This is a genomic window from Chelativorans sp. Marseille-P2723 (assembly GCF_902809845.1).
In the GTDB taxonomy this organism is placed as follows: domain Bacteria; phylum Pseudomonadota; class Alphaproteobacteria; order Rhizobiales; family Rhizobiaceae; genus Chelativorans.
This window is the reverse complement of the sequence record NZ_CADDWI010000013.1, coordinates 487287-499094: the sequence shown is the minus strand read 5'-3', so window position 1 is coordinate 499094 and position 11808 is coordinate 487287. Positions and strand designations below refer to the sequence as shown.

At 60.9% G+C, this 11808-nt stretch carries 11 protein-coding genes; 1 reads left to right on the top strand and 10 read right to left on the bottom strand.

The features are described from left to right. Positions 1-57: 57 nt before the first annotated feature. The 8 genes from rpsO to rimP all read right to left on the bottom strand — a co-directional run bounded on the left by rpsO (position 58) and on the right by rimP (position 9329). Positions 58-327 carry a 30S ribosomal protein S15 gene (rpsO, locus tag HUS57_RS13810; protein WP_173934483.1) on the bottom strand — a complete coding sequence of 90 codons (270 nt, stop codon included), beginning with the start codon at positions 325-327 and terminating at the stop codon, positions 58-60. Between the two features lie 135 nt (positions 328-462). Continuing rightward, the gene (locus tag HUS57_RS13805) at positions 463-2208 is read right to left on the bottom strand and encodes a sensor histidine kinase (RefSeq protein ID WP_173934482.1); all 1746 of its coding nucleotides are present in this window, start codon (positions 2206-2208) and stop codon (positions 463-465) included. A gap of 81 nt (positions 2209-2289) precedes the next feature. Further along, positions 2290-3228, bottom strand: coding sequence for a tRNA pseudouridine(55) synthase TruB (truB, locus tag HUS57_RS13800; protein WP_173934481.1), 939 nt, complete (start codon positions 3226-3228; stop codon positions 2290-2292). Between the two features lie 73 nt (positions 3229-3301). Continuing rightward, entirely contained in the window at positions 3302-3700 is a 399-nt protein-coding gene (gene rbfA / locus HUS57_RS13795) for a 30S ribosome-binding factor RbfA (RefSeq protein ID WP_173934480.1), read from the bottom strand. Positions 3701-3834: 134 nt separating this feature from the next. Beyond that, the gene (gene infB / locus HUS57_RS13790; RefSeq protein WP_173934479.1) at positions 3835-6405 is read right to left on the bottom strand and encodes a translation initiation factor IF-2; all 2571 of its coding nucleotides are present in this window, start codon (positions 6403-6405) and stop codon (positions 3835-3837) included. After that, positions 6402-7034, bottom strand: coding sequence for an RNA-binding protein (locus HUS57_RS13785; RefSeq protein ID WP_173934478.1), 633 nt, complete (start codon positions 7032-7034; stop codon positions 6402-6404). The genes infB and HUS57_RS13785 overlap by 4 nt, the downstream gene beginning before the upstream one ends. Positions 7035-7080: 46 nt before the next feature. Continuing rightward, positions 7081-8676, bottom strand: coding sequence for a transcription termination factor NusA (gene nusA / locus HUS57_RS13780; RefSeq protein ID WP_173934477.1), 1596 nt, complete (start codon positions 8674-8676; stop codon positions 7081-7083). Between the two features lie 50 nt (positions 8677-8726). Further along, a complete protein-coding gene (rimP, locus tag HUS57_RS13775; protein ID WP_173934476.1) occupies positions 8727-9329 on the bottom strand; it encodes a ribosome maturation factor RimP in 603 nt (200 codons plus the stop codon). Between the two features lie 235 nt (positions 9330-9564). On the opposite strand from rimP, the gene HUS57_RS13770 reads away from it, so the two are divergent. After that, on the top strand, positions 9565-9726 hold the full coding sequence (locus tag HUS57_RS13770) for a hypothetical protein (RefSeq protein WP_173934475.1): 162 nt from the start codon (positions 9565-9567) through the stop codon (positions 9724-9726). 6 nt (positions 9727-9732) lie between these two features. On the opposite strand, the gene HUS57_RS13765 is transcribed toward HUS57_RS13770, so the two are convergent. Then, entirely contained in the window at positions 9733-10428 is a 696-nt protein-coding gene (locus tag HUS57_RS13765) for a tRNA (guanosine(46)-N(7))-methyltransferase TrmB (protein ID WP_173934474.1), read from the bottom strand. 102 nt (positions 10429-10530) lie between these two features. Beyond that, positions 10531-11808: a methionine adenosyltransferase gene (gene metK / locus HUS57_RS13760; protein WP_173934473.1), complete on the bottom strand. Its 1278-nt coding sequence runs from the start codon at positions 11806-11808 to the stop codon at positions 10531-10533.

The following is an 11808-nucleotide window of genomic DNA, read 5'->3' as shown; positions in this document are numbered from 1 at the left end:
GGAAAGCCATTAAGCCGGCGGCGGGCGCTCCTGAAAGGAACCGCCCGCCGCCAAAGCTTATCGACGCAGTCCGAGCCTTTCGATCAACGTCTGGTAGCGGTTCTCATCCTTCCGCTTGACGTAGTCGAGCAGACGACGGCGCTGCGAGACGAGCTTGAGAAGACCACGCCTGGAATGATTATCCTTCTTGTGGTCCTTGAAATGCTCGGTCAGGTTCTTGATGCGCTCGGTCAGGAGTGCGACCTGGACTTCAGGCGAACCAGTGTCGCCATTAGCTGTCGCGAATTCCTTCAAAATCTCCTGCTTGCGCTCGGCAGTAATCGACATCAGCTTTCCTTTCTTCCTGATAGGGAACAGCCGCCCATGGCCGGGATGTCGTCCAGCAAGGGCCGTACATTGCGCAGGCAGCGCGATGTTGCGGCGCATATAGTGCATAATGGTGTAAATTGCCAGCAAAAGGATTCAGGACGAAAGAAGCTTGTCCTGCTGGCCGGTCTCTACGATCCTGTCAGGAACGATCTGGTGCACGGGCATGCGGAAAACGCATTCCAACCCGTCGTCGTGAAAGGTGCGGCAGATTTCGGCATCGAGGGTGCCGCCGAGCATGCGCTCGATGATCTCCGTGCCGAAGCCGCGCTTGACCGGCTTGCGAGGCAGTTGCGCTCCCTGTTCGCGCCAAGTGATCACCAACACATCGTCCTCGACCTTCCAGGAAACGGAAAGCTGCCCGCCGCGAACGGAGTAGGCTCCATACTTGGCTGCATTGGTCGCCATTTCGTGGATGGCAAGGCCGATGGTTTGCGCCGCCTGGGTAGATAGCCGGAATGTAGGACCGGAAAGATCCAAGCGCTTCGGATCATCCGGGCGGAAAGGCTCAATCTGGGCGATGAGGAGCTCCCGAAGAACGACGCCGCTTGCGCCGCCTGCGATCAGGAGGTCCGTGGAGCGAGCAAGCCCGTAGAGGCGTTTCTGGAACGTGTCGAGAAAGGCAGGCAGCGAGCGGGCATTGCGCGCCGTTTGTTTTGCCATGGACGCCACGACGGTGAGCTGGTTCTTTGCCCGATGTGCGACTTCACGCATGAGCAGCCGGATCTCGTTTTCCGCCGTCTTCCGGTCTGCGGCGGCCTCGGCCAGTGCAGTCGACACAGTGGCCACCTCGGAAATCGGATAGGGTACCGCAACGATGGCCTCTCCGGCGCCCAGACGGCGGGCATCGATGGCAAGGTGGCGCACGGGCTTGGCGATTCTGCGGCCTAATATCCATGCAGCGCCGGTGCCGATGGCGATGGTCAGAAGCGTTCCGGCGAGAAGCTGCCAAAGCGTCCTACGCATCGGCTCTTCGATAATGGCCGATGGTGCCCAGACGGCCACCTGCCACCCGCTGAGATTGGATTGTTTAACGATCGTTACAAAGGATTGGGGTGCGCTGTCTTCTCCCAGACGCGCCACCTGCGGCGATGAAGCTTCCAGATCGAGAAAGAACGGCTTGCCTACATCGGCCGGTGCGAAAGACGAAGCTATGACAGTGTCGCCGCGGTCCACCAGCGAGGCGTTCCAGCCGCCACGCAGCATCTGCTGGGACAGCGTGTCCGTGATGGTGTCCGCGTCGCGCGACAGAACCAAAAGGCGCGGCGGGTGTCCTTCCGCAAGGAAGGGAAGTATGACGTTAAAGACCCATGTGCCCGAAGTTTTCCCATAGAAGACGCCGGAGATCGCAATATCGCCAGACTGGAGCGCCTGAAGGGCCGATCCGGGATCGGACGTGCGGCCAAGCGATTCACCATAGGGAACCCTTGTATTCAGAAGCTGCCGCATCTCTTCATCAAGCAAGACGAGATGTGCGCCGCTGCCTACCAGCGCCGATTTTGCACGACTGTAGAAATCCTCATATCGACCCGAAGCCAGGGAGGGCGTTGTGGAAAGCACGCGCAGCGTCGTTATCATTCCGCTAAGTTCCCGGTCGATCGCCTCGGCAATGGAACTGGCCATTGCTGAAGCGAGCGTCTCCACAACCTCGCGCTGTGCAGCGTCATTGCGTTGAAGCAGAGCAAGCGATACCGCAAGCGCGGGAATAATGGTGGCCAGGATCAGCAGGAACAGGAAAAAGCCGATCGGCTTTGGGCCCGCCAGCCGTTTAAGCAAGCCAGCCCCAACGTGATGCTTCGCGTCGGGACTGCTGGTATCGGTATCCGTCTCTCCCCGTGGCATGGCACCAAAAATCCAACCCGGATTTGTGTTCAACGCCGAAGACGAGCAAGCGTTGCACTATGGCTTGTGGGAACGCGACAATCAGACGCCAAATACCCGTTTCGGCTTGAACATACCAGCTTCAACAAATCCAATCGCAACAAGGCGGCCCCTGGCGCTCGCCCATGCCTCTGGAGCATCGAGCGGGGCATCTCGTCCGCGGACGATCACCGGATTGCCGAGCCTCAGCCGACTGGCGGCATCGTCGCTCAATGCAATCTCCGGCAAACCGTCAAGGGCGGCTGCCGTATTGAGCAGGAAGGCGTCAAGCGCTGAGAAGCGCTCGCGCTCTTCCCCGGCTGCCTCTGCCGCCTCCTCCAGCTTCCTCAGAGGCACAAGCTGCTCCTCACCAAACGGATAGACCTCGGTGCGGCGTAGGTCGGCCACATGCCCGAAGCAGCCGAGATCGCGTCCCATATCGCGCGCCAGTGAGCGAACATAGGTTCCTTTGCCGCATTCCACCTCGAACACGGCCTTTCCAGATTCAGGAATGGAAAGGAGATCGAGGCGGCCGATTTCCACCTCGCGCGCGGCGATCTCCACTGTCTCGCCCTCGCGGGCCAGATCATAGGCACGCTCGCCGCCAATCTTTACCGCCGAAAATTGCGGCGGGGTTTGCATGATTAGCCCGGTATAGCGCGGCAGCAGAGCCTGAATTTCCGCCTCGGACGGGCGTTTGTCCGATGTCCTGACGACCGGCCCTTCTAGATCGTCCGTTGAGCGTTCTTCGCCCCATGAGACCGTGAAACGGTAAACCTTGGCCCCTTCCATGACATAGGGCACGGTCTTGGTTGCGTCACCCAGAGCGATCGGCAGCATGCCCGAGGCAAGCGGGTCAAGCGTGCCTGCGTGACCCGCCTTTTGCGCTGAAAACAGCCATTTCACCTTCGAGACGGCTTCAGTCGACCCCATGCCGGCGGGCTTGTCCAGAACCAGCCAGCCGGAGATGGGCCGACCCATCTTTCTTCCACGCCGCCCCATCAGGAAGCGCCTCCCAATTCATCCTGTTTGATTCCCGCAGAAGTCGGGGCTGGTTGCCGCAGCATCCAATTCATTATTCGTCATTCTCCTCATCATGCCCCAGGTCGCGCGCCACTTCGGGCGACCGCAGGATGCGGTCGATCCGCTCGAAATTGTCGAACGCCTTATCCAGCCGGAAACGGAATTCGGGCATGTATTTGAGCTGGCGAAGGGCCGGGGTTGCCCGACCGCGAATGAAGCGCGCGTTGCGGTTGAGGGCGGCCACGACCGGCTCCTTGTCGTCGAGGCCCAGTGGCGAAACGAAAACCGTCGCAACCTTCAGGTCCGGCGACATCCGCACCTCGGAAACTGAAATCACCACGGCCTCAATTTCCGGATCGCGTATTTCGCCGCGCTGCAGAAGGGTGGCGAGTGCATGGCGAACCTGTTCGCCTACGCGGAGCTGACGTTGTGATGGACCGGTAGATGGCATTGCTATTCGATCATGCTCGAAAAAGATGACAGGCCAGCCGCCCGGCCCTGCTTAATAATAGGGCATGCCGCGCAGCCGCAACGGCCACGACGGCGCAATTTTGTGCGGCCGCCAGCGCGCGGCGGCCGCTCAAATTACAGGCTGCGCGTCACCATCTCGACACGGTAGGCCTCGATGACGTCGCCGACGCGGATGTCCTCGTAATTCTCGAAGGCCATGCCGCACTCCTGGCCGGCTGGCACTTCCGCCACCTCGTCCTTGAAGCGCTTCAAGGTCTTCAACTTGCCTTCGTGAATCACAACGTTGTCACGGATCAGGCGCACGCCTGCACCACGCTCCACCTTGCCTTCCGTTACGCGGCAGCCGGCAACCTTGCCCACCTTGGTGATGTTGAAGACCTCCAGAATCTCGGCATTGCCCAGGAAAGTCTCGCGCCGCTCTGGCGAAAGCAGGCCGGACATGGCTGACTTCATATCATCCACGAGATCGTAGATGATGTTGTAGTAGCGGATCTCGATACCCGCCTGCTCGGCTGCATCCCGGGCCTGCTTGTTGGCACGGACATTGAAGCCGATGATGGCCGCATTCGAGGTCTCGGCCAGCGAAACGTCGCTCTCGGTGATAGCGCCAGCGCCCGAATGGACGATGTGGGCGCGCACCTCGTCCGTGCCGAGCTTCTCCAGCGCATTGACAATGGCCTCAACGGAACCCTGAACGTCACCCTTGATGATGAGCGGAAATTCCTTCACGCCCGATGTCTGGAGCTGAGACATCATCTGCTCCAGCGAGCCGCGCTGGCCTGCCTGGCGGGCCACCGCCTTCTCGCGCGCCTTGCGCTGGCGGTATTCGGAGATTTCGCGTGCCCGGGCTTCTGTATCCGTCACCGCAAAGCGGTCGCCCGCCTGCGGCGTTCCCTGAAGGCCCAGCACCTCCACTGGCGTGGATGGGCCGGCAGACTTGATCTGCTCGCCACGATCGTTGATGAGCGCACGTACGCGCCCCCACTCATTGCCGGCAACGAGGATGTCGCCCGGGCTGAGCGTCCCGGCCTGTACGAGCATGGTGGCAACCGGGCCGCGGCCGCGATCGAGCTTGGCCTCGATAATGACACCCTCTGCCGTGCGGTTCGGGTTCGCCTTGAGTTCCAGAATTTCTGCCTGAAGCAGGACAGCTTCGAGTAGCTTGTCGAGATTGATGCTCTTGAGAGCTGAAATCTCAACGTCAAGCACATCGCCTCCCATAGATTCCACGAACACGTCATGCTGGAGGAGCTCGGTGCGAACCTTCTGCGGATTAGCCTCCGGCTTGTCCACCTTGTTGATCGCCACGATGATCGGCACGTTCGCCGCCTTGGCATGGTTGATGGACTCGACCGTCTGCGGCATCACGCTGTCGTCTGCCGCAACCACGAGGATGGCGATATCGGTCGCCTGTGCGCCGCGGGCGCGCATTGCGGTAAATGCGGCGTGTCCAGGCGTATCGATGAAGGTGATCGTATTGCCTTCATGCTCCACCTGATAAGCGCCGATATGCTGGGTGATGCCGCCGGCCTCGCCAGCCGCGACATTAGCTTTGCGAAGCGCATCAAGCAGAGACGTCTTGCCATGGTCGACGTGGCCCATGATGGTGACGACCGGTGGTCGCGACTGCGTATCCTCGGGACGGTCCTCAATATCGAACAGCCCCTCCTCGACATCCGATTCGGCAACGCGCTTGACCGTATGGCCGAACTCGACCGCGACCAGCTCCGCCGTATCCGCATCGATCACGTCGCCAGGTTTGATCATCTGGCCCTGCTTCATGAAGTATTTCACCACATCCACCGAACGCTCGGCCATGCGGCTTGCAAGCTCCTGGATGGTGATGGTCTCCGGCAGCACCACTTCGCGCGAAACCTTCTCACGCGGCTCCTGATGCATTGCACGCTTGAACTTTTCCTGCCTGCGGCGCATGGACGAGAGAGAGCGGCCACGCGCACCCTCGTCGTCAGACAGCGCAGAGTTGAGCGTCAGCTTCCCGCGGCGGCGCTGTTCGTCGGTACGCGGCTTGGCCGGACGCGGAGGGGCTTCGGCTTTCACCGCGCCACGCCTTCCTGGCACGCTACGGCCCTTCGCCTCTTCCTCCTCGTCGTCGATCTCCTTGGCCGCGACGGCCGGCTCCGGTTGTGCCGGCGCCGCACGGCGTCGGGCTTCTTCCTCGGCGCGCTGTCGGGCCTCGGCCTCAGCCTTCACGCGGGCTTCTTCCTCGGCCTGGCGGCGAGCAGATTCCTCGCGCTCGCGCTCACGCCGGGCTTCTTCCTCGGCTCGGCGCTCAGCCTCTTCGGCTGCCCTCTTGCGCTCCTCGGCCTCGCGCAGCTTGGCATCCTGCAGCGCCCGGCGGCGAGCCTCGATCTCGTCCGAAGAGAGCTCATTAAGCACGACGCCGGAGCGAGCAGCAGATTGCTGCGGGCGTGGCCGCCTTTGTTGCTGCTGTGGCGCAGGCGCGGGAGCAGGAGCGGCGGCCGGCTTCGGGCGCGACGGCGCCACAGGCTCCGCACGTTCATCGGGCCGCAAGAACTTCCGCTTCTTCGTCTCCACGACGACAGCCTTGGTACGCCCATGCGAAAAGTTCTGGCGCACCGTGCCTTGTTCCGGCCGCTTGAGCGTCAGCGTCTTCTTCGGGTTGACGCTCAGCGTCTTGTCGTCACCAGTTTTCGTATCAGTCATTCCATGTCCTCTGCGGCATCGGCCGCGCTCGACGATTTCATGCCGGGGGAGCCGCGATATATCGCAAGCGTCTCGATGCGCCTTAACGCTGCCACGCCCGGCCCCCGGTCGAGCACGGCAGCATGTATCACATTTGTCGCCCCTAATGCCAAACTCATTTCCGATTCTGAAAAGAGTCTGTATGCCGGCACCTGGGCAGAGACGGCATAGGATGCCGCCCTGCGCGCGGATGTTATCCTGCGGACGCCATCTTCTGCGGCATCCAGCGCATGCAAAACGGCCACTGCCTTGCCGCCACGCACCGCCGCTTCCACCTTTGTAGCACCCAATGCCACGGCTCCGGCCTTGCGCGCAAGGCCAAGGGTACCCAATGCGGCGCTCGCCATCAATGAATCGACGGTTTCGGCCAGGTTCGGCGGAGGGTTTAGCGGCATCTTCAGCGCCCGGGCAAACAGGTTCTTCGCCGCCGCCTTCTCCACCAGTGCCCTTTCCGCACCAACCCAGCATCCCCTTCCGGGAAGCTTATGCTTCAGGTCGGGTACGACAGTGCCGTCCGGTCCCGCAACAAACCGGATGAGTTCATCCGGCTGTCGCGCCGTGCGCGTCACTATACATGTGCGGTCGTTCATCGCGTTTCACAAGACCCGGTGTTGCGGAAGCCACCATGAGGCCGCCTCAGCCCTCTGCCGATTCGGCAAGCTCTCCTGCCTCGTCCGCCAGGCTTTCCTCTTCAATCCAGCCCATCCGCGTTCGCGCAGCCAGCACCATCTGCTCGGCCTCAGCCCGGCTGACGTCGAAGTCAGACAGGACGCCGGGGAAGAATTTCGTCTCCCCATCCTTGCGCTCCTTCCAGCCTACCAGATCGTCGACGGCATAGCCGGCGAAGTCCTCGATGGTCTTCACGCCATCCTCGCCCAGCTTCACCATCATGGCCGTTTCTATGCCGGGGATCTCGCGTAGTTCGTCGGCGACGCCAAGCTCCGTGCGCCTGGCGTCGTTCTCCGCTTCGATCCTCTCCAGATACTCGCGCGCACGAAGCTGGATTTCCTCGGCCGTCTCGCCGTCGAAGCCGTCGATAGAGGCTATCTCGCCAGCCTCGACATAGGCCAGCTCCTCGATGCTGGTGAACCCTTCGGAAGCAAGCACCTGGCCCACCATCTCGTCGACGTTGAGCGCGTCCATGAAAAGCTTCGAACGCTCGACAAACTCCTTCTGCCGGCGCTGTGACTCTTCCACCTCGGTGAGGATGTCGATGTCCCAGCCGGTGAGCTGCGAGGCAAGGCGCACATTCTGGCCCCGCCGGCCGATCGCCAGTGAAAGCTGGTCGTCGGGCACCACCACCTCGATGCGCTCGGCATCCTCGTCAAGCACCACCTTGGAAACTTCCGCCGGCTGCAGCGCGTTGACGATGAAGCTGGCCGCATTGTCGTTCCACGGAATGATGTCGATCTTCTCGCCTTGAAGCTCGGCCACCACCGCCTGTACTCGGCTTCCACGCATGCCTACACAGGCGCCCACCGGATCGATGGAGGAATCGTGGCTGATGACGGCGATCTTGGCGCGACTGCCCGGATCGCGGGCGACGGATTTGATCTCGATGATGCCGTCATAAATTTCCGGTACCTCCATGGTGAAAAGCTTCGCCATGAATTGCGGGTGCGTACGCGACAGGAAAATCTGCGGACCGCGCTGCTCCCGCCGCACGTCATAGACATAGGCACGCACACGGTCGAGATATTTGAACGTCTCGCGCGGGATCAGTTCGTCACGTCGGATGATGGCCTCGCCGCGACCCAGATCGACGATCACATTGCCATATTCGACCCGCTTGACCGTGCCATTGACGATTTCGCCAATACGGTCCTTGTATTCTTCGTACTGCCGGTCACGCTCCGCCTCGCGCACCTTCTGGACGATGACCTGCTTCGCCGACTGGGCAGCGATGCGGCCAAAATCCATGGGCGGAAGCTGCTCGGCGATGAAGTCGCCCATTTGAGCATCTGGGTTCCGTTCCCGCGCCTCCGAAATCGGAATCTGGCGAGCGGGTTCTTCAACCTCTTCCACCACTTCCATCAGCCGCTGCAGTTTCATCTCGCCGGTCTGCGGGTTGATATCAGCGCGGATATTCGTCTCCTGGCCGTAGCGGGAGCGCGCTGCCTTCTGAATGGCGTCCGCCATCGCGGCCAGCACGATCTCCTTGTCGATGGATTTTTCGCGAGCCACCGCATCGGCGATCTGCAAGAGTTCCAGTCTGTTTGCACTGACTGCCATGTTCATTCTCCTCGATATGCGACGGTCGGACGGGCCGCTACCGCAAAAACCTATTTCTCGCCGGCCTGATCTTCGCTTGCCGGCTCTCCGCGGCGGCGGGCCTTCTTGCGCTGCCGCCGCTCTTCCTTGTCTTTCTTCAGAGCTTCGCGGATGAGGGCATCGGTCAGCACCAGCTTTGCGCTTTCAACAGCGTCAAGAGGTATCTCGACCAACGCTTCCTCGCCCTCCGCGACCGTTTCGAGCTCCACCGTCACCGTCTCGGCAGACGCGCCCGCAACAAGCCCGCGAAAGCGGCGGCGGCCACCCACCAGCACGGACGTTTCGATCCTCACCTCATGGCCGGAAGCAGCCTGAAAATCACCAAGCCGTACCAGCGGCCGGTCGATGCCCGGAGAAGAGATCTCCAACTGATAAGCGCCTTCGATGGGATCCTCCACATCGAGCACAGGCGAGATGGCAAGACTGACCTCTTCGCAGTCCTCCACCGTCATGGTGCCGTCAGGCTTTTCGGCCATGATCTGCAGCGTCAGCCCGTCCTGCGAGGAAAGCTTCACGCGCACAAGCCTGTATCCCAGCGCGTCGAGTACCGGCATGACAATACCCGCAACGCGAGCCTCCGTGCCACTCTCGCGAATGATGCGGTCGTCCTGCATCCGCTGCAATACCTCTACGCAATGCCGCTAACAAAAAAGAGCGGGACCGGGTGGACCCACTCTTCGTCTTAGCGACCAAGAATTTGAAATGAATATAGCTGCTCAGAGAGCTCCTTTCAACCCACCCCCTTATTATTGCTGCAATGCACAAACTGCATGGTTGCGTTGCAAAATCGCAATGGTTCAACGCAGGCCGAATGCTTATCTACAAAGAGGAGAAAACACGGAGATTATCATGCGTTCACACAGTATTATTGGTCCCATTGGCCGGCTTTTCGACGTCATGGGCAGTGCGATTGCCGTCACTGGTGCGGTGCGGGAGCGGCGGCAGCCCCGCGATGAGGACCTGAACCGCCTCGGAATCGACCCGGTTCAGTTCCGCAAGATCAGATATTGATACGGTTCATGCGCGAATGAAAATGAGATAGGCGGGCTTCCGCCCTTCTCTCAAGGCTTTTTCCTCGTAACGGGTGCCTGGCCATCCCCGAAACGGCAAGCGCCAATCGTCCGCACTTTCGGCTTTCCATTTGAAGGCAGGGTGAGCCTGGCAATGAGCGATGGTCCAGTTCACATAGGAATCGATGTCGGAAGCAAAGCGGAAGACGCCGCTTGGTTTCAGCACACGTGCAAAGCGGTCCAGATTGGCTTCGTTGACGAAACGCCGCTTCCAGTGCCGCTTCTTTGGCCAGGGGTCCGGGTAGAGCAGGTCTATGCCTGAGATCGAGCTTGCCGGCAGCCAATCAAGCAGGCGCGTGGCGTCATCATCGTAAAGGCGAAGGTTTCCGGGCACTTCGTCCAGCGCCGAAACCAGCTTGGCCATGCCGTTGATGAAAGGCTCAACGCCGATGAAGCCCGTACGGGGCCGCTCTTTCATTTGGGCCAGAAGGTGCTCGCCGCCTCCGAAGCCGATTTCCAGCCAGGCATCCTCCACTTCCTGTGCAAAGAGCGTGCGCAGGTCGTCGGATGCCGGCTCTTCCAGATTGAGCCGCAGACGCGGCAACATCTCCTCAAGCGACGCCTCCTGCCGCCTGCGCAAGCGCTTTCCACGTCGCCGGCCAAAGAACCCTTCGGTGGATCGTTCAGGATGCTGGCCCATCATTGCTTCTGATTTCTGCTTCGGCAGGAAAGATATTGCCCCAACGGCTTCAAGCCGCCTTCAAACGAGGCGCGCAAGATAGTGGCAAGGCTACTTCCAAAGTCCTCAGGCTGCCGCGGCCACCGCTTTTTTCAAGGCTTCCACCAGGTCCATGCGCTCCCAGGAAAAGGAACCGTCACGCCCGGGCTTGCGGCCGAAATGGCCGTAGGCCGAAGTCTTGGCATGGATGGGCTTGTTGAGATCCAGATGGCGCCTGATTCCGGAGGGGGAAAGGTCCATCACCTGCCGGATTGCCATTTCCACTTCTTCCTCGGATACCCGCCCTGTCCCATGCAGGTCCACATAGATCGACAATGGCTGAGCAAGGCCAATGGCGTAGGAGAGCTGGATAGTGCAGCGATCCGCAAGCTCCGCCGCCACTACGTTCTTTGCCAGATAGCGCGCAGCATAGGCTCCGGATCGGTCGACCTTGGTCGTATCCTTTCCGGAGAAGGCGCCGCCACCATGAGGAGCCGCGCCGCCATAGGTATCTACAATGATCTTGCGTCCGGTAAGCCCCGCATCGCCATACGGTCCACCGATCACGAACTTGCCCGTTGGGTTGATGTGCCAGCGGCAATCCTCCGCAATGGGTAGGCCGCCTTCCGATAGCGCCTGCCGGACGTAAGGCTCAACCACCTCACGCACCCTGCTTGAATCCCATGTCGGATCGAGGTGCTGGGTTGAAAGGACAATCTCTGTAACAGCACTCGGCTTGCCGTCGACATAACGCACGGTCACCTGGCTCTTTGCGTCGGGACCAAGCATGGCGGCATCGCCCTCGCCGGCCTTGCGAGCCTCAGCAATAAGGCGGAGAATCCGGTGCGCATAATAGATGGGAGCAGGCATAAGATCGGGTGTTTCCCGGCAGGCGTAGCCGAACATAATGCCCTGATCGCCTGCGCCTTCCTCTCCTTGCGCGTCGGCGGCACTATCCACACCCTGCCCAATGTCGGGCGATTGCGGGTGCAGAAGCACGTCGATCTTCACCGTCTTCCAGTGAAAGCCTTCCTGCTCGTAGCCGATCGAACGGATTGCTCGGCGCGCGGTGGAGCGGAACTTACTCGGGTTGATTACCGGCTGGCCCCGCTTGTCCAGAGCAATGTTCCCTTCTGCGTCGCGCTTGAGCAAAGTGTCGGGCACGCGCACCTCACCGGCGATGACCACGCGATTCGTGGTCGCCAGCGTCTCGCAGGCGACGCGGACCTTCCAAGGATCCATGCCCGCCTTTTTCGCTTCACGATAGACGAGGTCGACAATCTCGTCGGAAATCCGGTCACAGACCTTGTCCGGGTGCCCTTCGGATACGGATTCACTGGTGAAGAGATAAGACCTGCGAGCCAC

Excerpts from the sequence above, each read along its gene's own strand:
- rpsO (WP_173934483.1), bottom strand. The coding sequence starts at position 327 with ATGTCGATTACTGCCGAGCGCAAGCAGGAGATTTTGAAGGAATTCGCG.
- HUS57_RS13805 (WP_173934482.1), bottom strand. The coding sequence starts at position 2,208 with ATGCCACGGGGAGAGACGGATACCGATACCAGCAGTCCCGACGCGAAG.
- truB (WP_173934481.1), bottom strand. The coding sequence starts at position 3,228 with ATGGGGCGGCGTGGAAGAAAGATGGGTCGGCCCATCTCCGGCTGGCTG.
- rbfA (WP_173934480.1), bottom strand. The coding sequence starts at position 3,700 with ATGCCATCTACCGGTCCATCACAACGTCAGCTCCGCGTAGGCGAACAG.
- infB (WP_173934479.1), bottom strand. The coding sequence starts at position 6,405 with ATGACTGATACGAAAACTGGTGACGACAAGACGCTGAGCGTCAACCCG.
- HUS57_RS13785 (WP_173934478.1), bottom strand. The coding sequence starts at position 7,034 with ATGAACGACCGCACATGTATAGTGACGCGCACGGCGCGACAGCCGGAT.
- nusA (WP_173934477.1), bottom strand. The coding sequence starts at position 8,676 with ATGGCAGTCAGTGCAAACAGACTGGAACTCTTGCAGATCGCCGATGCG.
- rimP (WP_173934476.1), bottom strand. The coding sequence starts at position 9,329 with ATGCAGGACGACCGCATCATTCGCGAGAGTGGCACGGAGGCTCGCGTT.
- HUS57_RS13770 (WP_173934475.1), top strand. The coding sequence starts at position 9,565 with ATGCGTTCACACAGTATTATTGGTCCCATTGGCCGGCTTTTCGACGTC.
- HUS57_RS13765 (WP_173934474.1), bottom strand. The coding sequence starts at position 10,428 with ATGATGGGCCAGCATCCTGAACGATCCACCGAAGGGTTCTTTGGCCGG.